This window comes from Hymenobacter saemangeumensis (assembly GCF_039541835.1).
Lineage (GTDB): Bacteria > Bacteroidota > Bacteroidia > Cytophagales > Hymenobacteraceae > Hymenobacter > Hymenobacter saemangeumensis.
In genome coordinates this window covers 1-23796 of sequence record NZ_BAABGZ010000059.1, presented here as the reverse complement: position 1 = coordinate 23796, position 23796 = coordinate 1, and the positions used below count along the sequence as shown (strand labels likewise).

28 protein-coding genes and 3 pseudogenes are annotated in these 23796 nt (G+C 59.4%); 10 read left to right on the top strand and 21 right to left on the bottom strand.

The annotated features are described in order from the left end of the window. Positions 1-11: 11 nt before the first annotated feature. Positions 12-836 carry a type IIL restriction-modification enzyme MmeI gene (locus tag ABD919_RS14570; protein ID WP_345236753.1) on the bottom strand — a complete coding sequence of 275 codons (825 nt, stop codon included), beginning with the start codon at positions 834-836 and terminating at the stop codon, positions 12-14. Positions 837-1021: 185 nt separating this feature from the next. Here ABD919_RS14570 and ABD919_RS14565 point away from each other — a divergent pair, with 185 nt between their 5' ends. Next, positions 1022-1252 carry a hypothetical protein gene (locus tag ABD919_RS14565; protein WP_345236752.1) on the top strand — a complete coding sequence of 77 codons (231 nt, stop codon included), beginning with the start codon at positions 1022-1024 and terminating at the stop codon, positions 1250-1252. Between the two features lie 74 nt (positions 1253-1326). Here the strand turns inward: ABD919_RS14565 and ABD919_RS14560 are convergent, their stop codons facing one another. Continuing rightward, positions 1327-1485, bottom strand: a complete 159-nt coding sequence (locus ABD919_RS14560) for a hypothetical protein (protein ID WP_345236751.1) — start codon at positions 1483-1485, stop codon at positions 1327-1329. A gap of 209 nt (positions 1486-1694) precedes the next feature. On the opposite strand from ABD919_RS14560, the gene ABD919_RS14555 reads away from it, so the two are divergent. After that, positions 1695-2123: a response regulator gene (locus tag ABD919_RS14555; protein ID WP_345236750.1), complete on the top strand. Its 429-nt coding sequence runs from the start codon at positions 1695-1697 to the stop codon at positions 2121-2123. Between the two features lie 45 nt (positions 2124-2168). On the opposite strand, the gene ABD919_RS14550 is transcribed toward ABD919_RS14555, so the two are convergent. The 9 genes from ABD919_RS14550 to ABD919_RS14510 all read right to left on the bottom strand — a co-directional run bounded on the left by ABD919_RS14550 (position 2169) and on the right by ABD919_RS14510 (position 7850). Next, complete coding sequence (locus tag ABD919_RS14550) at positions 2169-2867, bottom strand: hypothetical protein (RefSeq protein WP_345236749.1); 699 nt, start codon at positions 2865-2867, stop codon at positions 2169-2171. 179 nt (positions 2868-3046) lie between these two features. After that, positions 3047-3304 (bottom strand): HigA family addiction module antitoxin, encoded by a 258-nt coding sequence (locus ABD919_RS14545; protein ID WP_345236748.1) that lies wholly within the window; start codon positions 3302-3304, stop codon positions 3047-3049. Positions 3305-3308: 4 nt separating this feature from the next. Further along, positions 3309-3671, bottom strand: a complete 363-nt coding sequence (locus ABD919_RS14540) for a hypothetical protein (RefSeq protein WP_345236747.1) — start codon at positions 3669-3671, stop codon at positions 3309-3311. Beyond that, positions 3668-4015: a hypothetical protein gene (locus ABD919_RS14535; protein ID WP_345236746.1), complete on the bottom strand. Its 348-nt coding sequence runs from the start codon at positions 4013-4015 to the stop codon at positions 3668-3670. Before ABD919_RS14535 ends, ABD919_RS14540 begins: the two co-directional genes overlap by 4 nt. Beyond that, positions 4008-4394: a hypothetical protein gene (locus ABD919_RS14530; protein WP_345236745.1), complete on the bottom strand. Its 387-nt coding sequence runs from the start codon at positions 4392-4394 to the stop codon at positions 4008-4010. Before ABD919_RS14530 ends, ABD919_RS14535 begins: the two co-directional genes overlap by 8 nt. Positions 4395-4516: 122 nt before the next feature. After that, entirely contained in the window at positions 4517-5107 is a 591-nt protein-coding gene (locus ABD919_RS14525; RefSeq protein WP_345236744.1) for a hypothetical protein, read from the bottom strand. Positions 5108-5138: 31 nt separating this feature from the next. Beyond that, positions 5139-5951, bottom strand: coding sequence for a relaxase/mobilization nuclease domain-containing protein (locus ABD919_RS14520; protein WP_345236743.1), 813 nt, complete (start codon positions 5949-5951; stop codon positions 5139-5141). Continuing rightward, on the bottom strand, positions 5948-6307 hold the full coding sequence (locus ABD919_RS14515) for a plasmid mobilization protein (RefSeq protein ID WP_345236742.1): 360 nt from the start codon (positions 6305-6307) through the stop codon (positions 5948-5950). Before ABD919_RS14515 ends, ABD919_RS14520 begins: the two co-directional genes overlap by 4 nt. 1282 nt (positions 6308-7589) lie before the next feature. Then, positions 7590-7850 carry an AbrB/MazE/SpoVT family DNA-binding domain-containing protein gene (locus ABD919_RS14510; RefSeq protein ID WP_345236741.1) on the bottom strand — a complete coding sequence of 87 codons (261 nt, stop codon included), beginning with the start codon at positions 7848-7850 and terminating at the stop codon, positions 7590-7592. Between the two features lie 751 nt (positions 7851-8601). Between ABD919_RS14510 and ABD919_RS14505 the strand changes: the two genes are divergently transcribed. Then, positions 8602-9537 carry a replication initiation protein gene (locus ABD919_RS14505; RefSeq protein WP_345236740.1) on the top strand — a complete coding sequence of 312 codons (936 nt, stop codon included), beginning with the start codon at positions 8602-8604 and terminating at the stop codon, positions 9535-9537. A 470-nt stretch (positions 9538-10007) separates the two neighbouring features. Here the strand turns inward: ABD919_RS14505 and ABD919_RS14500 are convergent, their stop codons facing one another. Together ABD919_RS14500 and ABD919_RS14495 are read right to left on the bottom strand one after the other, a co-directional pair. Continuing rightward, positions 10008-10490, bottom strand: coding sequence for a hypothetical protein (locus ABD919_RS14500; protein WP_345236739.1), 483 nt, complete (start codon positions 10488-10490; stop codon positions 10008-10010). A gap of 17 nt (positions 10491-10507) precedes the next feature. Then, positions 10508-11251: a ParA family protein gene (locus ABD919_RS14495; RefSeq protein WP_345236738.1), complete on the bottom strand. Its 744-nt coding sequence runs from the start codon at positions 11249-11251 to the stop codon at positions 10508-10510. A 163-nt stretch (positions 11252-11414) separates the two neighbouring features. Between ABD919_RS14495 and ABD919_RS14490 the strand changes: the two genes are divergently transcribed. Beyond that, positions 11415-11717 carry a hypothetical protein gene (locus ABD919_RS14490; protein WP_345236737.1) on the top strand — a complete coding sequence of 101 codons (303 nt, stop codon included), beginning with the start codon at positions 11415-11417 and terminating at the stop codon, positions 11715-11717. Positions 11718-11789: 72 nt separating this feature from the next. Next, positions 11790-11918, top strand: coding sequence for a hypothetical protein (locus tag ABD919_RS14485; protein WP_345236735.1), 129 nt, complete (start codon positions 11790-11792; stop codon positions 11916-11918). Between the two features lie 556 nt (positions 11919-12474). Here the strand turns inward: ABD919_RS14485 and ABD919_RS14480 are convergent. Beyond that, entirely contained in the window at positions 12475-13353 is an 879-nt protein-coding gene (locus tag ABD919_RS14480) for an alpha/beta fold hydrolase (protein WP_345236733.1), read from the bottom strand. Between the two features lie 68 nt (positions 13354-13421). On the opposite strand from ABD919_RS14480, the gene ABD919_RS14475 reads away from it, so the two are divergent. The 5 genes and pseudogenes from ABD919_RS14475 to ABD919_RS14455 all read left to right on the top strand — a co-directional run bounded on the left by ABD919_RS14475 (position 13422) and on the right by ABD919_RS14455 (position 16554). After that, a complete protein-coding gene (locus ABD919_RS14475; RefSeq protein ID WP_345236732.1) occupies positions 13422-13865 on the top strand; it encodes a winged helix-turn-helix transcriptional regulator in 444 nt (147 codons plus the stop codon). A gap of 211 nt (positions 13866-14076) precedes the next feature. After that, positions 14077-14661 carry a recombinase family protein gene (locus ABD919_RS14470; protein ID WP_345236731.1) on the top strand — a complete coding sequence of 195 codons (585 nt, stop codon included), beginning with the start codon at positions 14077-14079 and terminating at the stop codon, positions 14659-14661. Positions 14662-14671: 10 nt separating this feature from the next. Then, positions 14672-15055 (top strand): hypothetical protein, encoded by a 384-nt coding sequence (locus tag ABD919_RS14465; RefSeq protein ID WP_345236730.1) that lies wholly within the window; start codon positions 14672-14674, stop codon positions 15053-15055. Between the two features lie 42 nt (positions 15056-15097). Continuing rightward, positions 15098-15718 (top strand): annotated as a pseudogene (locus tag ABD919_RS14460) (Tn3 family transposase); the annotation flags it as partial. After that, complete coding sequence (locus tag ABD919_RS14455) at positions 15709-16554, top strand: nucleotidyl transferase AbiEii/AbiGii toxin family protein (RefSeq protein WP_345236754.1); 846 nt, start codon at positions 15709-15711, stop codon at positions 16552-16554. The pseudogene ABD919_RS14460 and the gene ABD919_RS14455, both read left to right, overlap by 10 nt. Here ABD919_RS14455 and ABD919_RS14450 read toward each other — a convergent pair. From ABD919_RS14450 to ABD919_RS14420, 7 genes and pseudogenes are all read right to left on the bottom strand, one after another. Continuing rightward, positions 16541-17308 (bottom strand): type IV toxin-antitoxin system AbiEi family antitoxin domain-containing protein, encoded by a 768-nt coding sequence (locus ABD919_RS14450; protein ID WP_345236729.1) that lies wholly within the window; start codon positions 17306-17308, stop codon positions 16541-16543. The two genes, ABD919_RS14455 and ABD919_RS14450, sit on opposite strands and share 14 nt — an antisense overlap. 361 nt (positions 17309-17669) lie before the next feature. Continuing rightward, positions 17670-18452, bottom strand: a pseudogene (locus ABD919_RS24000) (IS5 family transposase); the annotation flags it as partial. A 5-nt stretch (positions 18453-18457) separates the two neighbouring features. After that, positions 18458-18877: a response regulator gene (locus ABD919_RS14440; protein WP_345236727.1), complete on the bottom strand. Its 420-nt coding sequence runs from the start codon at positions 18875-18877 to the stop codon at positions 18458-18460. Positions 18878-18968: 91 nt separating this feature from the next. Further along, positions 18969-20180: a PAS domain-containing sensor histidine kinase gene (locus ABD919_RS14435; protein ID WP_345236726.1), complete on the bottom strand. Its 1212-nt coding sequence runs from the start codon at positions 20178-20180 to the stop codon at positions 18969-18971. Positions 20181-20352: 172 nt separating this feature from the next. After that, positions 20353-20628, bottom strand: a pseudogene (locus ABD919_RS14430) (acyl-CoA desaturase); the annotation flags it as partial. A 127-nt stretch (positions 20629-20755) separates the two neighbouring features. Continuing rightward, positions 20756-21124, bottom strand: coding sequence for a hypothetical protein (locus ABD919_RS14425; protein ID WP_345236725.1), 369 nt, complete (start codon positions 21122-21124; stop codon positions 20756-20758). 3 nt (positions 21125-21127) lie between these two features. Next, positions 21128-23796, bottom strand: a 2669-nt coding sequence (locus ABD919_RS14420) for a class I SAM-dependent DNA methyltransferase (RefSeq protein ID WP_345236724.1), incomplete at its 5' end; no start/stop codon positions are given.

Here is a 23796-nt window from a genome sequence, read left to right as displayed (position 1 = left end):
GAGTAGCGCCCTCAAGAAGGTGGCGTTACTCCTTGCCATCCGTCCCTGGGCTTGTGGCTCCATTTAGGATGAACGAATCGCACCTCGGCAAACATGGTGAACAGGCAGCGCATCAGGAACTGCGCCACCACATCGGACGGATGCCCGGCCTTTTCTAGTTGGGTGCTCAACCCGGCCAGGTAGCCGGCGAGCTGGCGCGTGACCCGGGCGGCGCGGCGGCTGGGGTCAAGCTGTTGCGGGTCGGTGAAGAGTAGGTGCAGCTGCTCCCGTAGCTCCGGCTTGGCCAGCGCCTGCAGGTAGAAGCGGGAATGGGCGGCATCGGGAAACGGCACGTAGATATCGCCCACGCCGGCAAAGTTGCTGTACACATCAAAGCAGTGTCCCACGTCCACCACAACCACAAATGGCGGGCGCGGCTCCGAAGCTGGCAGGGCCCGCACGTAGCGCAGCGCCTGCTCCTGGGCGGCCTTCATCATCTGCTCCCACTTAGCCGTGCCGCGCACGGCGTGGCCCTTGCGGCGCTTCTCAGCTGGCAAGCCCAGCTGCGCTTTCTCGGCGGCGGCCTGCTCGTCGGGGGTGGTGGTGCCCTGCTTGGTTTCCAGCACAAAGCACCCTCGCTTATAAAGGTCGATGCGGCCAATGGTCTGCTTGCCACCGCCGTCCTCGAACGTCACAGCACGTTCCAGCACATAGGCATCCTGGGCGGGGTTATCGGTGGTCGGGTCCGGGCGCGGAACGCCGAGTAAGTCACATAAATCCTGGAGAAACAGGCCGTAGTTGGCCCGCTCCGCACCGCCTGATTTCAGCCAGCGGGTTTCAAAGTCGGTATAATGCACGATGCAAAATAAGCCCTTTCCGGCTACTGCGACCGTTTAGCTTTTCGGGGCCGTGGGGAAAGAATAATTCTCTTTTCTGCTACCTTCATTGCGCATTAATGCTCAGCCCTCTACGTGGCTTCCCATAATATGAAACGCTTTCACAGCACATCCCATGAGCGGTAGGTATCAACCTAACCGCTCTCATGAAACAACCCAAAAAACGCTGGGCCTGGACGGCTCAGCAACGAGGCCGCTGCCACAATCGGCACGACCACCGAATTACTTCCCCATCGCCCGCTTTCCTGCGCGGCCACTGGCATCAGCACCAGGCCCGCACCCGTCAGGCACTGCACCAGGTGCTCTACGGCTCCGACGAGGGACACATTACATTCCTCTACCAGCCCCGTTATGGCGGTCGCTACGACTGGGCCTAGCCGGCGGTCCCGGGCAGCCGGGGCCGCCAGGCGCCGGTAGTTAGGCCTAATTGGAAGGGGGAGGAACTAGCGGCCTACTTGTCCAGGAGGCGACAGACCTGGTCAATGGTCAACTCCCCCCGGATGTACTGCACCAGCAGGCGCCGCTCGTAGCAAGAGGCGGCAATCGCCGGGCCCTTGGTAAGGCTCAGGCACGCCTGCACGGCCCGTCGCCGGGCTTCTTCGTTTATCATCCGGCAAAGTTCCGGCGCCGGCCCAGGGGCAACAAGCTGAACAATTGGCTTATTAGCCGTAAAAAACCCGTATTTCCGGCCAATAAACCCGTAGGCAGGTCGCGAATTACTACGGAGATGTAACTGCTTATCCCGCTTGGATGCCCCTTTGGCCAACGCAGTGCGTACGAGGGCATCACCACCCCGACGCGGTCAGCGTCCGTTATGCCATGCCCAAACTGCCAAAAGTCCTGCTGGTTGACGACGACCCAACCACCTTGTTCCTCAACACCCGCCTGCTCCAACGCTTACGAGTGGCCGAGCAGGTGCTGGTCGCCCGCAACGGGTCAGAGGCCCTGCAAACCCTGCAGCACCTCTGCCCCCAGCCCGACGAGGACGCCGCGCCGCTGCTCGTGCTGCTCGACGTGCACATGCCCGTCATGAGCGGCCTCGCCTTTTTGGAAAACTACCGGCAGCTGCCTCAGGCCCGCCAGTGCGCCGCAGCCATTGTTGTGCTTACCACCTCCGAACACGCCCACGATTTGCAGCGCATCCAACAGTTAGGCGTGGCAGCGGATGTCCTAACCAAGCCGCTCACCCGCCTCCAGGTCGAATCCGTGCTGCAGCGACATTTCCAGCCCTCCTCACCGCCGGGTTAACGACTCGTCGTTTGGCGGCCGATGGGCGGCCTCGTCGCTACCCGTTTACCCCCACTGCCCCCGCCGCTTGCGCGGGGTGCCGGGCATCCCAACCGCCGACGCCGGGGGCACGACGGGCCGGGGCGTCTCGTAGAGCTTGCGCAGGTAGTCCCGGGTGCGATACTCGCCCATTTCATCTTCCAGCTCATAAGGCAGCCGGCCTTCAAAGCGGGCGCGGGCCCGCAACTGCCAGAAATAGGCATCGAAATAGCCCGGGCGGGCGCTGACAATGACCAGCAGCTTGTCGTCGCTCAGCTCGTAGCGCACGTCCTCGACGTAGTAAGCCCCTTCCCCGGTTTCGCCCATCAGAAACCAGAGTTCCAGGCCTTCGCCCACCCGGGGTATTATCGGCAGCCGGCACAGAAAGCTCACCCCCTCCCGCTTCCCGCGAACGTGCACGATGTGCTCAACATTCGTGTACTGGAGTACATCGGCATCGGCTGAAATCACCGCGATGAAGTCCTCGTGGAGCGTATCCAGCCACTTGCGGAATTTGCCCGCGCTGATGCCAAACTGCTCCTGCAGCGCCTTGCTCGACGGCGACTTATCATCCGGGCCGATGGCCAGAATGACCTCCATGAGCGCGTCGTAGGGCTTGCCTTTGCCCCGCAGCTTGGCCAGGGCCGGGCGGGCCAGCGAGAGGCTGTAAATAATTTTATTGGCCTTGATGGGTGGTTTAGGGCGCTCCTGATACCGGTATCTCATGGTTGCTAATCAGAAAGATTGCGGTTGGCTTACCACCCTAATCTACTGCAACCTATCCTGGAAATAGAACGCGGGACACCTGGTTTGCGTCAACCAGGTGGCACGTCCTAGCCACAGCAAATTCCTAAAGGGTGATGCTTGTTCTTCCACACCGATTGCCCTGGACTTAGTGCCTTCCTTTACTTGCGGCTGTTTGCGTCGTAGCGTTCCTGCACTGTCAGCCAAAACGCGGCCGTGGTGTTGGGGAACAGCGCCGCCAGGCGCGAGGCCAGCGCGGGCGTGACGGGCTGGTGCCGGTCCAGAATCGCCTCCAAGGTGCTCAGGGTCGTCCCTAGCCGCTCAGCCACGTCCGCCAGCGGCAGCGGCTGCCCGGTTTCTTCGCGCAGCCCGTCGAGGCTCTCCCGAATTAGGTCGCCGGGGTGGGATGGGTTAAACATGGCCTTACAGCTCCGGTATAGGCAGGGTCTCGTCCATCACGATATAGGGCCCGTAGGGCGGCAGCTCGTTCATTTCCTGCATCAGGGCGGCCATTTCCGCCGCGTAAGGGTACACCCGGCCGGGCAGCTCGGGCGGCAGCGGACGCACGTCGGCCGCGGGGGCAATATCGGGCCGGTACCACCGCATCAACTCGTCGTGCACCTGCACCTGGTCAATCTCGCCCGCGACGTAGCGCAACTGCAGCAGCGCCATATCCTGCGAAGGCACCGCCCGGTCGCTGGCGCCCACGAAAATGGCCCACCGCACCGCATCCCACCGCTGCGTGGGGGTCTGTTCTTCCTCGTGAAAGTGGGGCGTATAGCTCATTGGGACGCTTCAAAGGAAAAGCGGCGCGCTGGCTGGTTGGGCGTATGCTGAATCCGCACGAAATGGCGGCTGTCATGCAAGCCATCAACGGAAAGGCTGATGCTGGAGGGAAAATCGAAGTGCTCCTGCAAAAGCTGTATATCGAGCGGCTGGGCAAAGCCATACACGCCCAATCCATCACGGTTGTACTCGAACTTATCACCGGTAGCTGGTGTGTTGCCCTGCTCTTTTAAAAAGTCAATGATGGGCTGCAGGTGCGCCGTATCCGAACCTGGTACACCGGCCGAAATGGCTACTCTGGCCGGTAACTGGGGCAGTGGGGGGGAAAAGGCATACTTAGCCATTAATAAGAAAGTCCGGCAGATTATCCGGCAGGGGATGTTCTTCCATGCGCTCCACGACTTCCGTCACGCTCAGGCCCGTCAGCAGCAGCTGGTACGCCCGCAGGATAGAAACCTCAGGCTCCTTCTCCGGCGAGATGCCAAACTCCTGGCCTGCATCCAACGGGGGATTTACGTAGCTCAGCAGCGACATCCACGCCGTTGTTTTCGGCGTGTTAAGCCCGCCCGGGAAAGTTGCTCCCCGTTCCAGCCACTTGCGGCACGCCAGTTCCGCGTGCCACGCGAAGCTGGACATGCGCAGGAAGGTATCCAACTCATTATAGCGCGTAAACGGCGGGCCACTCTCGGGCCAAAACGACGGCTTTTTAAAGGGTTGTTCCATCCTACAAGATACGCTGTAAAATTCACTCAAACCACTTTCAGAGCGTTTCTAGACCATTTTAATTGCGCCGCCGCGCCTCCTAGGAAACCCGTTATTTCGCCATATCTCGAAGCGCTAGAAATTTACTCTTTGGCCTTTTTAGCAGTCGCCTCCTTTTCCAGTACCACCGCCTCCGCCCGTTTCCGCTGCGCTTCCAGTAGCAAACGCTCGCGCTCCTCTAGGCGAATGGTCTCTTCCTGAAACTTGACCGAGTCCTGCCGCCACCGTGCAGTCACCGATGCGGTGTAAGTAGGATTGGTTTGCATGGTCTCGCGCCACAACCACGCACTGCGCTCGCGCTGGTCGCGCACGGCCGCCGCGTTCCACCACCCCCACCAACTCAGAAAGAGCAACGCCAGCACGCCCACGAATACCCATACCCCATACCGCACGGCCTGCGACAACGGCCGGTCCGGGTGGTGCCGCCGCACTTCCTCCGCCACTGCCTGCCGCAGCTGCTGCTCCAGCTCCTTGCTCACCCCCACCGGGGCCGGACCCACGGGAGCGGGGGCCGGCTTGGCCGCTGCCTGTTGCAGGGCTAGGACGATAGTCGCCAACTTCTCCAGCGTCGGTCGGTAATCCACCGGGGCTGTCTGTTCCGCCAAGCTCTTTTTAACGCTGGCCACGTCGTCGGTCAGGCCCTGCAGGAGTTCACCAATGAGTTCGTTATTCATAAAGAAGGGGTAGATGATTACTGCTTTCGGTTTAATAGCCCAACCATTGGTCGGATGACCGGGACCGCGGCCTTGCTTGTGGGGAGAGCTGCTGATGCTGCGCTTGCTGCTCATTCTGTTCAAACGTCTTGGTCAGGCCCGCCAGTGACAGCGGACGCGCCAGCTGGCTCCCTTTGAACCGCTGCCCGTCCTGCTCAAAGCTGATGCCCGTCGCCTTCCCGGCGGCGTTATAATGCAGCTGCGCCGTAAGGCCCCGCGCTTCCACTGCCCGGGTAAACTCGGGTAAACTCTTCGCCTGCTGGGCGCACGCCTGCACTGCCTCCCGCAGCCGGATGCGGGCCTGGTCGTGGGCGGGCACGTTGGCCAGGCTTTTGCGTTTTTCCAAGCTTAGTACCGGGGTCAGCTCATACTTCTGCTCCAGCTCCCGGAGCAGCGTTTCACTGCGGGAATAGTTGTGGCCATCCCCTACCGTATGGCCATCGTCCGCCACCCGGTTGGCCACGATGTGAAAGTGCGGGTGGGGCCGGTCGTCGTGGCGAATGACCACGTACTGCCCCTGGGCGAGTCCCATCCCCTCCAAGTAATCCAACGCAATAGACGCCATTTTGTCATTCGTCAACTGCTCCTTTTCCTCCGGCGGAAATGAGATGGACGTGTGCCACACCGCCCGCCCCAGCGCGGGGTTCAGCCGACGCTGCTGTTCAAAGTCTTGGGTCATGGCCTCGGCGTCATAATCCCGCACACCCCGGCTCAGCAGTACCGCGCCCGCGCCCTGGTCGAGCTTCTTGAACTGGTACGCGACGCAGCCCCCGAAGCTGCGCCCGATGATGGTCTTGCCAATCATACCGCGAGTAGCTTGTGAAGCTCGTCCAGCAGGGCGTCGGCCTTGACGGCGATGCTGCGCACCCCATCCCCGTGCGCCTTCTTCACCAGCTGATTCAACGTGTTGCCCAAGGCCCGCAGCTCGTGCAGGGCCGGCAGCGCGGCCGGGTCCAGCGTGGGCAGCACCTGGCCGGTGAGCACGGCTTGGCGGCAGTAGTCGGCTACCGTTAGCCGCGCCGACTTAGCCCGCCGCTTTACCGCCAGGTATTCAATTTTAGTGAAGCGCACCGTAGCCCGGTCCGGGCGGGCCTCGGGGTTGCGGGGGCGCCCGCCTTGGCGTTTGGGCCGGGGCTCATCAGCAGTCAGGGAAGGGTCCATAGCAGAACAGGGGGAAGAGGTCTTTGGCGACGACAGGAGCCAAAGCCAGCCGTTAAGGGCGCAGAAACCGTAGGTTTTTGCCGCCATTAACATGGCTGGCTAACCCACGCGTCAGGGGCCGTTGAACAGACGGGAAAGAACGAGGCTAGGTTACAGCTAGAGACTAAATTGTCTGCGCTATTGAGCCGTGAGCCTGCTAAACTTCGAGTAGGCAAACATTCCATCAGCATCCTGCTCCAATGGGTGTCAAAAGAAGTTAGTCGGATTTACCATAAGGCGGAGTAACCGGAATAATCTGGTTTTTACTCTTTCGAAAACCGGTGAAAGGACGGGTCCGGAAGTCCTGTTTTGAGCCGAGCCAGACGTATAAGGCGTGAGGGATAGTCATCGGTCAGCGGTGTTGGCTATTCGGTTTTCCCACGCATCTAGTCGGGATTCTTGTCGCGCCCCCCTTCCGGCAATCTCGATATCAGGGAAGCAGTTCCTATTCTCGCATCTGAGTTCACGCTGGTTTCACTGGCTTGGCTCGCCTAGCTTTTCCCGATGAATGGATGCCTACTTTAACCGGCACTTAGCTCGGCCAGCCAAGCCTGCCTAGGGGTCCGGCTAGGACAGTGTGAGCAGCGTTTCCAGTATTGCGTTCACGCCTGCCTGGTTGATTCCAGCCTACCGCTTCTCACCTGCCTGGTTGTACCTAAACCCAGGGTCAGCTTCGCACACCGTGGGGGACGAGCATCGGCTATTAGCCCGCTACTAGGCGTAGCAGGTCCGGAGTGATACTATGACACGTTGGCTGCCTTAGTAGCTCAGGGCTTGACTACAAGCGATGGTGGGTCAATGGCCATTCGGGCCACCGCTTAGCTGGAGTGCTGTTCGAATCCTCAACTCGAAAAGCCGGCAGCTCCGGCGTGCTCAGCAAACCGTAGCCGTAGTCGAGCAACGAGTAGCCAGGCCCCAAAAATCAAGTTTATAGAGTCTGTTAAGGGAAGCTTTAACGCGAATAGACGGTTCGTCGATACAACTTGAAATTTAGTACTAATACGGTTTATGGAACCGGTCGCAAGCTGCGTGCGCGGTGGAGTTGAGCAGCTACGCAAGCAGCGAATCAGTTGTGCGTTATACACCAGTCGGGGGTAATTGACTTAAACTTCACTCTCCTTACAGGGGGAAGTTATAGCCTACCTGGAAAGGCAGAAATGAGCAACCACCCCGCGTGCGGGTCAGCCCCCCAACGGGGCTGCTTTGAATCAGAGTTGACAAGCACATCTCTGACCAAGCGCGGTTACCACTGCCACTCTGCGTCCTCAAAGGCTTCGTCCGGGAAGCCCTCCAGCAGTTCGCTTTCCGGTACCTGGTTTTGGGTGGTGGCGTGTTGAAAGCGCTCGTCCCAGCCCTGACGGCAGAACTTGGTGACGGGTGTAAGGAGCACCCCCTCCGGCGTAGGCTGCAGGTTTACCTCGCCAGTGAGTCGGTACTGCTGCAATAGCTTTTTGGGCAGCACAATCCCCAGGGAGTTTCCTATCCGAATCAGGCGCGTGTTCATAGAAACAATGCACGGACGCGATGATGACGCGTGGTTGGGTTCAGCGATTTGTAGGGCCTAAAGTCTAAAACGATAATTGACGCGTGGACGACCTCGTGAAAAACGACTTTTTATCAGTGCACCCTCGTTTATCTCACCCAGAAGCGTTGCCTATGCCTGAACTGACGGCCTTGAGGTCCTTTAATCGCAGAATGACTGATAAAAAGTCGTCTTTACGGTACGAACAATTGACTCGAAATAGCTTTAGGCCCGCTGGAGCGCATTTATGGCAGCAGCTGTCAGAATCTGCCAGTACCTGATAGCGGCAAAAACTCCGATTTCTGTCCATCATCCCCAGCGATGGCGCTAAAGCGCTTTATTAAGCATAATTAATTATAAAAAAAGTGCAATCGATCCGCGCCCTGGTGTGCTTTTTTATGCTTCCCTTTTTGCTGTTTTCCCCGGGTCGAACATCCCTTTAAAAGCTTTTTTACCTCTCGCGCGAGTCAACAACTTGTGTATTTTCTTTATTTGTACTATTTGCAGGGGCCAGAACTTGCTGGTTTACTGTTTGTTACAAGCATATAAAACGACTTTTTATCAGTTAAAAACGACTTTTTATCAGTTAAAAACGACTTTTTATCAGTTAAAAACGACTTTTTATCAGTCACCCCATCGCTGAACTACGACTTTTTATCAGTTAAAAACTACGCTGATAATTCAGGGTAGTTTTTAGCCTCCACCCCCTATATTTGCGGCCTACCCCCGCCCCATGGAAACCTCCGACGCCCTGCAAGTCCGGCAGCACAATGCCATCACTACTGCCCGCTACGACTACACGGCCTGCCAGCTGGACCTGCTGTTCTTCCTGCTTTCCAAGCTCCGCCGGGAAGATGCGCCCAACCAGGAGTACCAGATTCACATGAACGAGGTCGTGGCCATGACGGGCCGCGAGTGGCACTACAAGCAGCTGAAAGAAGCCACCGAGTCTATGGGCTCGCGCATGTTCGAAGTCGAGAACGACGAGGCCTACGTGCAACTCTGGATGTTCCAGAAGGTGGAGTACGTCAAAGGCCAGGGCTATCTGCGCATCCGGCTATCGGAGGACATCCGGCCCTACCTGTTCGAGCTGAAGAACAACTTCACCTCGTTTCAGCTTTTCTCGGCCCTGAAGATTTCCAGCAAGTATGCCAAGCGCATCTACCAGCTGGCCTCCCAGTGGAAGGACATCGGCGAAACCAAGACCTACGACCTGGAGGAGTTCAAACTCATGCTCAAGCTCAAGGACGCCAAGGGCAAGGAGCCCGAGCAGTTCCAGCGCATCAGCGACCTGAAGGCAAAGGTGCTCGATATTGCCGTCCGGCAAATCAACGAGAACACCGAGCTCAAGATTGGCTATACGCTGCTCAAGCAGGGCCGCTCCTTTCACGCCGTCCGCTTCTACGTCACCCAACAGCAGCCGAAGCAGCTGCCCATTCCCTTTGACGAATCGCCGGAGCAGGCCCGGGTCGTAATGGCCCGTCGTCACTTGGAAACGCTGGGCATTAAAGATGCGAAGCTGGTCGGCCGCATTCTGGGCGATGAGCAGCTGCTCAACGAGCTGTTCAAGTTCATGTACCGGCTAAAGACCGATAAAATCAAGGCCGATAAAAACCCGGCCGGGCTCCTGCTCACCGTGCTGGGCCTCAAGACGGCTAAAAGCAGTTAATGCGTTGAGGACCTGCATTAAATCGGCTACCATAACACCAATGCAAACCTAGGCCGCAAACTGCTTTTGTTAAAGAAGTATTACCGGTATTACCAGTGTTACTAATGTTACCGGTGTTACTACACTGCCTTTTGTGGGTGATTACCCTCGGGCCGTTCAGCAGCGTTGCGCACGAAGGACAGCTTTCCAATGGAGCTTGGGCATCAGCCGGCTTCTATTCATCCGCTTCCCTATCCCTGGTCGAATGCGCTAAAAAGCCGGCAACGGGCCGCTGTGCGGCGCTCACGAGGCCTTAGAGTAGCCGGACAGCCTATTCTCCTGCCGCGTCGCTTACAGCGCTTCCCTGGCTTTTTCCGATTGGAGGCCTGGCGAAGGCTTGACGAGCCTATTCCCATCTCCCACTGTCAAGTCCTTACTGGTACAAACCGGTGACCCAGGCCAAACCTGACAAAAGAAGCTTGACCCTTGCGCTACTCCTTGCCTTCGGGCCGTCGTCCCTGCTGGATACGCTGCCGGCGCTGCTGCTCTTGCTCGCGGGCCTGGGCCGGCCGGGGTGGGGCCGGGGCCGCGCCCGCAAAGAGCAGTTCCAAGGCCTCCTGCAGGGCTTGCTTCTGGGAGTAGGTATACTCTCCCTGGGCGCGGCGGGCATGAACGTAATCGCGCAGTTGCTCCAGGTGGCCCCGGCTTAGCACAAAGGTTTGACGCACCCCAGCCGGCGCTGGTTTAGCAGCCGAAGGAGCGGGAATGACGCCGGGCACTTCACCGGTATTACCAGTATTACCCATGTTACTAGTATTACCTATGTTACCGGTATTACCTGTTGATTCCAGCCTCTCAGCCGGCTTTTTCACGGGCGCTGGCTCGTCGCTGAGGTCAAAAAAGTCGCGTTCGGACGTGGGCTTCGGCGCATTCGGCTCACCGGGGCGGGGCAGGTTTTTGAAGGTCTTGGCCATGGGAAGCAGGCAGCGAGTTAACGGGTGAGGATTTCGGCTACCAGCGCCTGGTAGTCGGCGGCGCCGGCGCTCTGCGGGGCGTAGGTAAAGATGTCCTGGCCCAGGTGCGGCGCTTCGCCCAAGGCAATGCTCTCGCGGATGAAGCTGGTCAGCACGAGCCCCGGATAGAGCGTCCGCAGTTCCTCGGCCGTTTCGCGGCGCAGCACCTTGCGGCCGTCGTGGCGGGTGAAGAAGATGCCGCCTACCGACAACTCGGGGTTCAGTCGCCGCCGCACCCGACCGACCAGCTCCAACACTTTCTCCAAGCCGTCGGCGGCATACATCTGGGCTTCCAGCGGCACGTAGAGCGCCTGGGCACAGGCGTAGGCGTTCAGCGTGACCAGGCCCAGAGCCGGCGGGCAGTCCAGCAGGATGTAGTCGCAGCGCTCGCGCACAGGTTCGAGCAATTCCTTTAGCAGAAACTCGCGGTCCAGTTCGTCGCCTTTGACCTTCTCAAAGCCCGACAGGGCCGGGGAGCCGGCCACCAGCGCCAGGTTCTCGTGCAGCGCGTAGGCTTTCAGGCGGTATTCGCCCAGCAAGGCCCCGTACACGTTTTGTTCGGCATCGACCAGCCCCAGACCTTTGGTCAGATTGGCTTGGGGGTCCAGGTCCACCAGCAGCACCCGCTGGCCGGCGCGGGCGAGGCCCGCGCCGACGTTGGCCGTGGACGTGGTTTTGCCGACTCCCCCCTTTTGGTTTGTAAACGCCAGAATCTTGCTCATGCCGCAAACATACGCAGCCGAATGTTACTGGTGTTACTAATGTTACTTATATTACCGATGTTACCAGTATTACTCTACTTGAAAACCTTCTAAATCATCAAGAAGGCCGATAGCGTCTATAATTTAGGTGAAGTACTTTGCAGTGGATTCCTGCTTTTACCTCATGCCATTTGAACACTCCGCGGCTTATCTAGCCCTGCGCACCTATTTAGACTCCCTGCTAACGGCCGCCACCGACCAAGCCTTTTCCGACATTCCCGCGGCACTGCGCCCCAACCTTGCCGTGTTCCTAGAAGGCAAGACAGTGTATCAGAACAGCGCCGGGCAACAGATGGTGTACGCGGCAGACTTGGCGGCCTGGGCCAATGAGGTGGTGCACGGCGCAGGCCTGGCAATTGCCCTCCCTCTGGCCTCCCTTAGCGTGGCCGAGTTGCAAGCGGTAACCAGCCGGCCATCGGAACGCTAGCCGCAGGGCGTACGTGCTGACCTGGTTCCGGAGCTGCTCTACGCCGACCAACTCGGCCGCCTCACCAACCTCGTGGTGCAGCAATTGGGCATAAGCAAGTCCACGGCCACGCGCTACCTGGGCGAGTTGGAGAAGGGCAGCTACCTGCAGAAGTACGTGCCCTGCGGAGCCAAGATGGAGTACTGGTCGATTGGCTCATAATGGGCTCACTACGCGCCGGCGCCCAAGTATTAATCCTTCAATGAATGCTGCAAAGGCACTTTTTTCAACAGGAAGATTGGCTCACCATTGGCTCAGGCAGTAGAATTCCGCCTATTTGACTTCTGAGGCTACCATCAGCAGTATTACCAGTGTTACTCATATTACCAGTATTACCGTTATTACCAGTGTTACTGGTGTTACCAATCCCTTTAGCGGGGCGCCCGAAATTCGGCTAATTTTCTGGTGCAGTAGTTCAGCTACCGCGCTTCTAAGCTCTCCGTATGGACATTGACGTCGTCAATAAAATCAAGCGCCTCGCCCTGATTGCCCTCGCTTCCGATGACGAGTTAAATGAAGCCATCGTGCTAAAGGGGGTAGCGCAAGAGTAAGAACAGAAATTCCCGTTAGGGCAGTTGAGCAAGCTGTTTCTCCACTTCTCTTGGCTGGGCACCTGGTTTTGGGGTACGGCTGATACTTACGGCCCTTCCCGGCCCTATAGCAAGCACCTACTGCCGTCCAAGCACTTTCTGCCGGATGCGGGCCCATCGGGCGCGGGTTAGCACTGCCGTACCAATGCGGCAACCAGGCGGGCAATGTCCGGCCCCATCTCCTCGGGCAGAAAGTGCTTGGACGGCAGCAGGTGCACCTGCGGCAGCTGGGCCATGTGCTGCACCTGCCGGCCGTGGTGCTCGAAGCGCAGCGCGGGGTCCTCCACGCCCCAGATGGCCTGCACGGGGTAAAGCGGACGGGCCACAGCGCGCCGGCACAGCTCTTGCAGTTCCTGGGAGTGGTCGAAACGGCGCATGATGTGCAGGAAGGCTTTGCCTCCATCGGTGCGCTTGAGCAGGTCCACGTAGGCGTACACTTCGGCTTTGGGCAGGGCGTCGATGCGCGAAACGCCCAGCGCCTGGAACAGCCGGTACCAGAGGGGGCGCCGCAGGGCCAGCAGCCCGGCCTCGCCCAGCCCGGGCAACTCAAACGGCCGCATGGGCCAGGGCTTTTTGAAATTGACCACGTCAACGAACGTGTTGAGGATGGTCAGCGACTGGATGCGGTCGGGGTGCCCGGCGGCCAGGGCCAGGCCGATGGGGCCGCCAATGTCGTGCACCACCAGGTGGAAGCGCTCCAGTCCCAGTACCTCGGTGGCTCGGTGCAGGAAGCGGGCGAAGCCCCGAAACGTATAATCGAAATCTACGGGCCGGTCGGATAGGCCCAGACCGGGCAGGTCCACCGAGAGGCCGCGTAGGCCCAGGCGCTCGAGGCTGCGCAGCATTTTGCGGAACAGGTAGGAGGAGGCCGGTACGCCGTGGATGCAGAGCACGGCCTCGCCGTTGCCGTAATCGAGGGCAAAGGTGCGGACGCCGTCCACGTCGAGGTACCGGCCAGAAGCTTCGTGCCGGGCAATAATCTGGGCTACTTCGTTTGCGGGTTGCATCGTAAACCTGGTTACTTTTGAAAAGCAAAGGTGATTGAGTAACCCCGACCACACAAGAAGTTTCTCCCATGAAACCAGGTACCTCACCGGCAACCGTTGCTGAGCAGCAGCACCTTGCCACCCGCGAAAAGATTCACCAATTATTCGGGCACCTCGACCCCGCCTGCCCGCCCACCGTCTGTCCGATTCGCGACGTGCTGGCCCCGGTCAGCGACAAGTGGAGCATTCTCATCGTCATCTTCCTGGGCCTGGTGCCCACGCGGCGGTTCAACGACCTCAAGCGCTGCCTCTACGGCGTCTCGTCCAAGACCCTGACCGAGCGGCTCAAGCACCTGGAGCGCGACGGCTACCTGGCCCGCACGGTGTACCCGGAAGTGCCCATCCGGGTGGAATACCACCTCACTTCTTTCGGCCAGGCGTACCTGGCGCAACTCCTGGCCCTGACGGAGTGGGTGCAAGCAGCCATGCCGGGCATCCTGCAAGCCCGACAGGCGGGCGCCCCCCATGTTTAACAGGGGCATTAGCGAAGGAACGCAAAACAACGCTATGGCCGGGTGGTCGATTTTTGGCGGGTTGGGGCGTCTCGAAAAACGGACGTTTTCCGGCGACAAGCCGGCCCCGTCGAAACGCGCCGCCAAGCTACCGGCCCAGCGTCTTATTTTCTTATCTCACGAAACTATGTTCGCGTATCTTCGCCGCCGTGACTTTATAAGACAACCGCCCATGAAAGTCGGCTATGCCCGCGTGAGTACCCAGGACCAGCAGCTGCACCTACAGGTCGACGCCCTGCAGGCCGCGGGCTGCGCCGACATCGTGCAGGAAAAAGCGTCCTCCGCCAAAGAACGGCCGCAGTTGCAGTTGCTGCTGACCCGGCTGCGCGCCGGCGATACGCTCGTGGTCTGGAAACTGGACCGGCTGGGCCGCTCCTTGAAAGACCTGGTGCTGCTGGTGACGGGCTTTCAGGAGAAAGGCATCCACTTCGTGAGCCTGCACGACCACCTGGACACGACCACGGCCCAGGGCCGGCTCATGTTTAACCTGTTTGCCTCGCTGGCCGAGTTTGAGCGCGACATCATCCGCGAACGAACCAAAGCCGGCCTGACGGCGGCCCGGGCCCGGGGCCGGCAGGGCGGCCGGCCCAAGGGGCTGTCTAAGGAGGCCCTCTCCAAAGCCCAGGCGGCGAAAACGCTCTACCTGCAGCAGGACAAAACCGTGGCCGAAATCGGCCAGTTGCTCGGCGTAGGCCGCGCCACGATTTACCGCTACCTCGCGCACCTGCAGGTTCCCACCGGCAACCAAGCCGCCTAACCAAGCCCCCGTGATGAACCTCAACGACTTGTTAATTCCCCAGCACCCCCACCCGCACCTGCACGAGCAACAAGTGCAGTCGTTGCAGCAGCTGCCGGAAACGGAACGCGCGGCGCAGGCCCAGCTGCTGCGCGTGGGCAACGCGGCGTATCGCTATCACCAGTTGGCAGACGGCCAGCTCACGGAAGCCGATTTTCAACACTGGCTGGCCGGGCTACCGCCCCGGATGCGCCAGGCCATGGCCACGGCCGGCTTCGCGGCCGCCGGTAGCAACTGGGCCTTTCGCCGCCACGCGCTCGAACGCCGCGACGTGGGCTACGCGGCCTTTATGCAGCAACTACTCTCGGCTGAGGACTGGGCCTTCTGGCAGCAACAAGAAGACGAATCTGCTTAGCGTAATTTTTCGCCCCGTTGTAACGAGAACCCCGAAAAAGAGGCGGACTACGGGCCGCTTAACGAGCTGAGCCGCCACGTGGTCAATGCCCGCCTCATCGCCGACCACTGGGACGACATGCTGCGGCTGGCCGGCTCGCTCAAACTGGGCAAGGTCAAAGCCACGGCCGTCATGCGCACGCTGCAGCGGGCCGGCTCGCTCTCCGGGCTGGGGCGGGCCGTGGCCGAGGTCGGGCGGGTAGAGAAAACGCTGTATTTGTTGGCTTACGTGCAGGACGAGGCCTACCGCCGACGCATCCTGGTCCAGCTCAACCGGGGCGAGGGGCGGCACGCCGTGGCGCGGGCCGTCTTCCACGGCAAGAAAGGCGAACTGCGCCAGCGCTACCGCGAGGGCATGGAAGACCAGTTGGGCGCGCTGGGCCTGGTCGTCAACGCCCTGGTGCTGTGGAACACCCGCTATCTGCAACAAGCCTTGGAACAACACCAGGCAGTGGCCGAACCGCCGGAGCCGGGTGAGGTGGCCCGGCTCTCGCCCTTGCTGCACGAACACTTCAACATGCTGGGGCGCTACGATTTCACCTTGCCCGAGGGCATTGCCGCCGGGCAACTGCGCCCGCTACGCGACCCGACGAGCTTGGAGGAACAGCTTGCTCAATTGCCCTAACGGGAATTTCTGTTCTTACTCTTGCGCTACCCCTAAAGGGTGGCAACGCCATCGACTTGGCCTATAGTGGCCAGCAGGGCGCGGTTTCGCGTACTTCCTTTGACCTAGACTTCTCCCTGGCCGATGGCGACTTTCTGGAAGACCTCCAAGCCATTAAGGACCGAATTGAAAAAACGCTGGTGCAGACTTACGCCGAAAACGGCTACGTGGTGCTGGACTACAACTTTGTCAGCAAGCCCAAAGTCAAACCCCAGGTGGCCGACTTTTGGGGTGGCTACCTGGTTGAATTCAAAGTCGTGGAGCAGCGCGTGTTCGACCAAGCGCCTGCCCGTCCCCAAGCGCAGCGACGGGATTTTATTCCCCTGCGTCCCAACCACTCCCCGAAGTTCCAAATCGAGTTCAGCAAGTTCGAGTACATGGGCGAAGGCAGCAAGCGGCCCATTAAAGTAGATGGCTATACCGTGCAGGTGTACACGGCGGAAATGATTGTATTCGAGAAGGTACGGGCCATTTGCCAGCAGCTGCCGCAGTATGCCGAGATAATTCCTTCCCATACGCCCAGGGCGCGGGCCCGGGACTTCTATGACATCCACTTAATCATGGAGTCCCAAGGAGTAACCTGTAATTCCGCCGAAAGTCGGGCCCTGCTGCAACACATCTTCGACGCCAAGCGGGTGCCGCTGGCGTTTCTACAGCAGATGCGTCACCACAAGGCCATTCACCGCGACGACTGGGAAAACGTCCGGGCGACGGTTTTCCAAACGGAAGAAGTGCGGGATTTTGACTTTTATTTCGACTACGTGCTGAATGCCTTTGCAGGAATTACAGCCCCTTAGGAAAGTACAGCCGCCAGTCGGCGGAATAATCCTTCTCCTCCATGTCGTACGTCAGGTAGAAATCGAACGCCATCGGGCGCTCCCGCAACTCGTCCAACTTTTTGCCCTGGTAGCCGGCGCGCTCCAGGTAGAACCCCACCGCCTGGAAGTAGGGGTAGATGAAATCCAACGCGTCCAGCGTCGCCACCAGCTTATTCAACGAGAGCTTGCCCCGGGCCTGGCGGTAGGCCTCCAGGACGGCCGAAACGCCCCCGGCGTAGCCGGGCCGCACGGTGCTGTCGAGCAGGGTGCGCTCCACGTTGGTGGTGGGAATGCCGTCCAGCTGGTGCACGCCTAAGCGGTTCGTAAACCCGCCGTTGAGCACCATAAACGTGAAGTCCCCGTAGCGGATGCTGGCCGTGGTGCGGCGCTGGGGCTTGGCAAAAGCCGCGTCAATGCCGGCCTGCGTCAGGGACGCCTCCCGCGAGGGCTTCTTGGCCTGCTCAAACGTCACGTAGATAATCTTCGGTACCTGCGTGGTTAAGCCGTTTGCCCACACAGCTGAGTAATGGGACAGGTAGGCCCGGGGAGCCAACGCCGTGGCGATGTGCAACACCGAAAACGTGTCCTCCACATAAAGCTCCTTCACGGGCAAGTACCCGTCAGACTCCAGCTTAATCTTCTGCAGCACCTGCTTGGCCAGCAGCTGGTCAATCAGCTTTTCCTCCGTAGTGGTCGGCGCAATGTTCCAGGTCGCCCGTTGCTGCTCCAACACGGCAATCAGTTGCAGCTTGGTAAAAGCCTTCTTAGGGTGCTGCTTAAAGAATGCCCGAATCCGGGCTTCTGCGATAACGAACCGTGATTTACCGGCCATACCAGCGGTTAAGCATTCCGAAAAGCAGGAAGTATATATACTTCCTGCAAAGTTAAGACATAAAAAGCAAAAAATCAAGTTGCAGTTGGCCTCACTCACTTAAAAAGAGGCTGCAATGGCATGTTATCCCGACATACAAAGTGTATACACTTTGTATTACGCAAAGTTAAATCTTTTCGTTCAGCAACGCAACTCCGTGTATAGCAGCGGGGGAATAAAATGAATGGGGGTTGGGCACGGCGCTAAAGTCTGTGGACATTTAGCGCATCCAATCGAGGGCAGCCAGCAGGTGGGCTGTAGCTAAAAAAGAGACGGCGGTTTTCTCGTAGCGCGTGGCGAAGCCCCGCGCCTCTTTGAGCCGCCCGAAAAAGCGCTCGATTTTGTTGCGGTCGGCGTACAGGTTCCGGTCGTAGGCGCGCTGGTCCAGCCGGGTTGATTTGGGCGGAATAACCGGTACGGCTTGCCGGTCGGCTATGGTTTTCAATGCGTTGTTCGTGTCATAAGCCTTGTCGCAGACAACCGCGCCCGGCGACTGGGCCAAGGCCGCCAGCAGGGCGGGCAGTTGCGGGCTGTCGGCACTTTCGGCCGGGGTCAGGGCCAGGTGCAGGCAGTTGCCCAGCGCGTCGACTACGGCGTGGACCTTCGTGCCGAAGCCGCCGCGGCTGCGCCCGAGGCATTCGGTGCGCGCCGTGCTTTTTTTTGGCCTGCGGCGGCTTTGTGTGCCTTCACGGTGGTGGAATCGACGAGGACCCATTCATAATCCGGCTCCTGGACAGCGCGGAAAACCGTTTCCCACACCCCGGCCAGGGCCCAGCGCCGAAACCGGCGGGCAATGGTGTTCCATTGCCCAAACCGCGCGGGCAGGTCGCGCCAGGGAATCCCGGTGCGGGTGCGGTAAAAAACGGCGGTGACAAAGAGGCGGTTATCGCGGCCCGTTCCCCCGCGGGTGCCCGGCTGGCCCAGCGTGTGTGGCTCAATCAGGTGCCATTCTCGGTCGCTTAATTCGTGACGGCGCATCCCCCAAATTAACGCCGCTACTGTCCACAGACTTTAGGCCAAAAACTGTCGCTGAAAATGCAGCTTGAGGATGGTGTCGAGCTTTTCCTTGGTGAGGGGCTTGCTGACCAGGCCAGCGATGGGTAGCGACTCAATGCGCCCGAGGTCAACCGAATTCATAGAGGCGGTATGCATGACGATAACCACAGCGTCTTGCCGGGCCGTGGGCAGCTGGTGGTAGGCTTCCACGAAGGCCATGCCGTCCATGCCGGGCATCTTCACGTCGAGCAGGACTAGCACCGGGCTGGTGGGTTGCGCCTCGGCCGCGAGGTCTTCCAAAGCCACTAACGCTTCGGCGCCGTCAGTAGCGGCCAGGTAGCGGTCGGCCACGCCAAGCTGTTTGAGTAGGCGTTCGTTGAGGTCGTTGGTGCGCGGGTCGTCGTCGACCAGCAGCACGCTGGAGAGTTTTATCATCAGTAGAGCTAGGCGCAGGCCCACGGAAACGCGTGGGTTGGTTGGCACCGGGGAGAGTAACCCCAGTGGCGAAAAACTAGTGCCCCGCGGTTCAGGACAGCTCGATGAAAAAGGTGGTGCCCTCCTTCTCGCGGCTTTCGAGCCAGATATGACCGCCGTGCAGTTCCACGATTTGCCGGGCGATGAACAGGCCCAGGCCGGTGGTCGTTTCGCCGTGCAGGCCCGCGCGCCGAGTGGGGTTGAATTTGTTGAACAGCTGTGCGTGGAGCTTGCTCGGAATGCCGATGCCGGTGTCTTGCACGGTGAAGCTGAGCTTGCCCTGCTCCGCGCGCAGGCCGAGGGTCACGCAGCCGCCAGCCGGGGTAAACTTTAGGGCGTTGCCGAGCAGGTTGCCGAGCACCCGGCCGAACTTGTCGGGGTGCAGGCGGGCGTGCAGGGGCTCGGGGGGCACCTGCAGCCGCAGCTCAATGCCCTTGTTGCTGGCTTCGGGCCGGAACAGCTCCAGCTGCGCCACCAAGTAGGTGTGCAAGTCGGTGGGCCGCTTTTCCAGGCCGTTCTGGTCCAGGTCGCCCACGTAGAGCACGTCGTCGAGCAGGCTGCGGGCGCGGGCGCAGGCCGCCTGAATCAGCTCCAGGTAATGCACCAGCTCGGGCGGGGGCGGCGGCTCAGTGCCGCGGCGGCTGACCACGTCGCGCTGCAGCAAATCAACCAGCAGCTCGATCTGGGCCACGGGGCCTTTAAGGTCGTGGGTGGCCAGCTGCAGAATGGTTTCCTGCGCGTCGTACACGCGCTTGAGCGAGGCTTCGAGGGTTTTGCGCTCGGAAATGTCTTCCAGGATGGTGTAGCCCAGTTCGGTCCCGTCGTCGGGGAATAGCACCGAATGCACCTGGCACCAGAAGGAGGAGCCGTCGGCGCGCAGCAGGCAGGTTTCGAGCGAAAAGGCTGGCATGTTGTGCTGCCACAGGCGCGTTTGCAGCTCCTGCCAGTCGGCGCGGTGGCTCGGGTGGGCGAATTCTATAATCCGGTGGCCAATCAACTCCTCGGGGCAGGAGAAGCCCAGCATGTTCACTACGGCCTGGTTGACCTGCCGGATGATCAGGTCGGGAGTAATGATTTTCTGGCCTAGCGGGGCGTTTTCGAATACCGTGCGAAAGCGCGCCTGGCCTTGCGCGTACGCGTCGGGGGGCTTCTGGGGCTCCGCCGCAGTCAGCTGTTCGCGCAACTGGCGGATTTCCGCGCGCAGGGCGTCGTTTTCTTCCTGTAAGAGCGGAAGCGGCCCGGAGGATTGGGTTGCGTGTGGCATGAGCAAAGAGTGCGGTAGGCAGTGTACGGGTGGCCCGCCAAAGCAACTTGCTTTATGGCGCATCTATTTTGCCGGGCGGGCCCAGAATGCCCCTGAGGCTTGCTAATGCCCGTAAATAATTTGTCAACAAGGCCTTATTCCGCTGGTGCGAACTGCCGGGACCCGCGCCACCCTAGGCCGCCACCCGGGCGGGCCGGCGCCGGATGACGCCCACTTTGCTGAGCGCCCAGATGACGGGGTAGGTCGGGTCCAACCCCCACTTTTTCACGCCGAAGTTCACCCGGCTGGGTAGCTTGTGGTGATGGTTCTGAAACAGCTCGCCGCCGGTCAGAAAGTCGAAAAACAGGGAGTTGCGCGACTTATCGTGGTTGTCGAAGTTCTGGTAGCCGTACTTGTGCCCGCTCCAGTTCACGATGGCCCCGTGTACGGCGCCCATGGCAAAGTGCACCAATACGGCGAGTTCGATTTCTCCGACGAGGTACTCAGAGACGCCCTACGCTTTGCCCCAGATGCATTGTTAGCCTTCTGGTGGGCGGAGCCAGCGGCTCCGCCCGTTTAACTTTTGTACTAAACTTTTAACCAAGGCCAATGACGCGCAATCGGGCACCGGTGGGAGTCGTGTAATGAGCAGGGGTAGGAGGTAGCGTAGGCAGACGGTCAGCCGGCAGCTTGATACGCATCGTGCTATCGAGCAGCAGCGGCAGGATTTTCTCATTGTGGGCCGAAACCAAGCCGGCCTCGATGAGAAATTTCAGGTTCGCCCGGCTGCGGACTTGGTCTGCATTGTTGACGGCCTGTACAATCAGTGTGGATTCGTACTGCTCGCGCTCTAGCCGCAGCTTCATCCACTCCTGCCCGGCCGCAATGAATATGCTTACCAGATACCCCACTACGGCCAGCTTTATGGCCCCGGCAACTTTCTCGCCTGCTTCTCCAGTCTCCATGAATTACGCGGCGTAAGTGTCTTCCGGTTCCAGGTGACGCACCAGCGACATCATGGCCAGCGTGTCGAGCAGCGGCTTCACCTTATCGGCTTTCGTGCGCCGGAAACGAGCTGCTACCTGGGCGGTGCTCAGAGCCTCGCCGCCGGCCTGCTGCACGATGCTGCGCACGGCGAACATCTGCTGCGCCAGCTCAGCCGGCCACGGCTGGGCCTCGACAATAGTCGTATCGGTTGTGGGGGCTGTAGTTGTACCTAATACTAAAGCGGCCTGCTGACCAGGGGCTTGATATTCGGGGCGCAAGAAGCGAATAGTAGCGGCTTCTTCCTCAACTAGTCGCTGCTGATTCAGATGCATAAGACGGGTAAGTGTTTCTGCACCGCTAAGCGTGACCGGCCATCCGTAAGCATCAGACACTGCCATGTCTAATTGATTGTGTAGACTGAGCACTACAGACGCCAAACCTTGCTCGTGAGTAACCTGCTCTTTTGCAGTGAGTGCTTGACCCGTACGAAGTTTCTCAACCACGTTATACAAGTCTGTGAGAGCAAGGCTAGGATATTGGACTTGCTGCCGCTTACGATGCGCGTCTAGCTGCTCTGCCAAGCTCCGGATTGTTGCTTGCTGTGTACTAGAGGCGTCAGGAAAAGGGAATTTGAGAAAACAAGTACTATGATTATAGTTTGGCCGGTCTTCCAACATCGCTCCAGTAGCGGCCGCCCACATAAGGTGAGTTCGACTCGACAAGACGCCTAAGTAAAAAGCATCTTCCAGGGCGATGGCCACTAGTTTAGCATCGGGTAAAGTATCCCCTGGTATAAAACTGAATATGCGATGCTTTGCCGTCCGCGTGGTAGCAATATAACGCCGCAATCCTTTCAGTGCTGGCCTAAATCCAGACCTGGCTTCACCAAAAATCCACCACTTCTTGCGGTAGGATTCACGATTATTCTTATCACGCTCTGGCTTTACTTTTTCAACAACATGCTGATACACTTCAGGGTATCTTTCAATGATTTGAGCTGGTTCTAATCCCAACAAATCTATTACCATCAGCCCACGTGATGATTGCGACAGGTCACGGCCATTTAGGTATGGTTTGATGTAATTTTCTAGACCAGGCCGTGTACCCAAACCTAACTGCTTAGCTTGTTCAGGCGTGACTAGAAACCCTTCCCCATACAGCCCCATCCCAACATTCACTAAATCTTTATTAGCCTTTAGAGTACCAGCACTAGCAACATCAGCTCCCACCGTCAGGTCTGAGTTGATGGTTCCGCCTGTCTCCATAAGCAGAACATTGTGTGCGTCGTCATCCGACACCGTTTCTTGTATTACGCGGAATAACACTCCTGTCAGCATCCCGCGCTCAGCTACAGTGAATGCTACGCGCACGGCAGCTCCATCAGATGAATTTACCCACGGGTGGTCTGGAATAGCATAGACAAGCGAAACCGGATTAGCGGCGTCATCCATGTGCTCCTGCACCACGCGTCGGTTAAAGGTCTGCGTAATGGAATTGGTGGTAATGAAGCCAAAGCGCTCCACCTGGCCGCTGGCCGCAAGTTGGGCCGCTCGCTTCCACCAGTACATCACCAAATCAGCCGATTCGGGCACCTGGCCCGCGTAGGTTTTGCGCAAGCTTGTCACATATGCGTCGCCTAAAGCCCGGCGCATGGCCTTGTCGCCCACAAACGGGGGGTTGCCTACAATAAAGTCAGCTGCTGGCCACTCCGCTGGCCAGGTCTTACTGTAATCCTCGTTGTGCCCTAGTACAGCATCCTGCTGTTTAATATTCTGGTAATTGTCCAGCAAGGGTTCCGCTAACTGCGTGAGGCCATGGGACCGCAAGTGCCACTGCAAGTAGCCGATGCGCAATACCACGTCAGCAATGGCGGCGGCGCGGGGATTCAACTCCATGCCGAGCAGCTGCCGGGGGCTCACGGTGGTGCCGTCGCCCAAATCCAAACGCCCGGAGCCGCCAAGCTTGGCCAGCGTCGTGAGCACCTCGCCTTCCAAGCGTTTCAGATGCTCCAGCGTCACGTATAGGAAGTTGCCCGACCCACAAGCTGGGTCCAGAATCTTCACCGATGTGAGCCGGCGTAAAAATTTCAGCACTTCCTCGCGGGCGTCGGCCACGGCCTTTTTGCCCTTGCCTTCGTCCAGGCGGGTGGCGCTGGCCGCCTGCGCGGCGGCCCACTCGCGGCGGAGCGGCTCAATCACCGTCGGCAGCACCAACCGCTCGACGTAGCGCCGGGGCGTGTAGTGTGCGCCCAAGCTGTGGCGCTCAGCTGGGTCCAGCGCCCGCTCCAGCAGGGTGCCGAAGATGGCCGGCTCTACTTCCGTCCAGTTAGCATCAGCTGCTAGTTCAAGCAATTTTATTTGGTCCGCGTTAAGGGGTAATGCCTTCGCATCGTGGAATAGCTGGCCATTGAAGCGCCGGAGCTTGGTACGCAACTCGGGCGAAAAGCCGCCTTTGTCCATCACGGCCCACAAGCCTTCCAACGCGTCGGGCAGGTAGCCCCGCGATTCTTCCGTTTCCGCGTAGGTGGCCAGCAGCCCTTTGAACGAGTCGGCCGGAATCAGCTGCACGTCATTAAACTCAGCCGGCAGGTCGCCCCACCGACTGGTCTTCAAAACCGTGCTTGAAACTTTCGCTTCACACGGCTCCTCAA

Coding starts and splice junctions, on each gene's coding strand:
- ABD919_RS14505 (WP_345236740.1), top strand. CDS start 8,602: ATGGAAACCTCCGACGCCCTGCAAGTCCGGCAGCACAATGCCATCACT.
- ABD919_RS14560 (WP_345236751.1), bottom strand. CDS start 1,485: ATGATAAACGAAGAAGCCCGGCGACGGGCCGTGCAGGCGTGCCTGAGC.
- ABD919_RS14500 (WP_345236739.1), bottom strand. CDS start 10,490: ATGGCCAAGACCTTCAAAAACCTGCCCCGCCCCGGTGAGCCGAATGCG.
- ABD919_RS14495 (WP_345236738.1), bottom strand. CDS start 11,251: ATGAGCAAGATTCTGGCGTTTACAAACCAAAAGGGGGGAGTCGGCAAA.
- ABD919_RS14565 (WP_345236752.1), top strand. CDS start 1,022: ATGAAACAACCCAAAAAACGCTGGGCCTGGACGGCTCAGCAACGAGGC.
- ABD919_RS14540 (WP_345236747.1), bottom strand. CDS start 3,671: ATGAGCTATACGCCCCACTTTCACGAGGAAGAACAGACCCCCACGCAG.
- ABD919_RS14525 (WP_345236744.1), bottom strand. CDS start 5,107: ATGAATAACGAACTCATTGGTGAACTCCTGCAGGGCCTGACCGACGAC.
- ABD919_RS14425 (WP_345236725.1), bottom strand. CDS start 21,124: ATGGAGACTGGAGAAGCAGGCGAGAAAGTTGCCGGGGCCATAAAGCTG.
- ABD919_RS14475 (WP_345236732.1), top strand. CDS start 13,422: ATGAAACCAGGTACCTCACCGGCAACCGTTGCTGAGCAGCAGCACCTT.
- ABD919_RS14510 (WP_345236741.1), bottom strand. CDS start 7,850: ATGAACACGCGCCTGATTCGGATAGGAAACTCCCTGGGGATTGTGCTG.
- ABD919_RS14435 (WP_345236726.1), bottom strand. CDS start 20,180: ATGCCACACGCAACCCAATCCTCCGGGCCGCTTCCGCTCTTACAGGAA.
- ABD919_RS14520 (WP_345236743.1), bottom strand. CDS start 5,951: ATGATTGGCAAGACCATCATCGGGCGCAGCTTCGGGGGCTGCGTCGCG.
- ABD919_RS14535 (WP_345236746.1), bottom strand. CDS start 4,015: ATGGCTAAGTATGCCTTTTCCCCCCCACTGCCCCAGTTACCGGCCAGA.
- ABD919_RS14490 (WP_345236737.1), top strand. CDS start 11,415: ATGCCATTTGAACACTCCGCGGCTTATCTAGCCCTGCGCACCTATTTA.
- ABD919_RS14530 (WP_345236745.1), bottom strand. CDS start 4,394: ATGGAACAACCCTTTAAAAAGCCGTCGTTTTGGCCCGAGAGTGGCCCG.
- ABD919_RS14470 (WP_345236731.1), top strand. CDS start 14,077: ATGAAAGTCGGCTATGCCCGCGTGAGTACCCAGGACCAGCAGCTGCAC.
- ABD919_RS14515 (WP_345236742.1), bottom strand. CDS start 6,307: ATGGACCCTTCCCTGACTGCTGATGAGCCCCGGCCCAAACGCCAAGGC.
- ABD919_RS14555 (WP_345236750.1), top strand. CDS start 1,695: ATGCCCAAACTGCCAAAAGTCCTGCTGGTTGACGACGACCCAACCACC.
- ABD919_RS14545 (WP_345236748.1), bottom strand. CDS start 3,304: ATGTTTAACCCATCCCACCCCGGCGACCTAATTCGGGAGAGCCTCGAC.
- ABD919_RS14440 (WP_345236727.1), bottom strand. CDS start 18,877: ATGATAAAACTCTCCAGCGTGCTGCTGGTCGACGACGACCCGCGCACC.
- ABD919_RS14480 (WP_345236733.1), bottom strand. CDS start 13,353: ATGCAACCCGCAAACGAAGTAGCCCAGATTATTGCCCGGCACGAAGCT.
- ABD919_RS14550 (WP_345236749.1), bottom strand. CDS start 2,867: ATGAGATACCGGTATCAGGAGCGCCCTAAACCACCCATCAAGGCCAAT.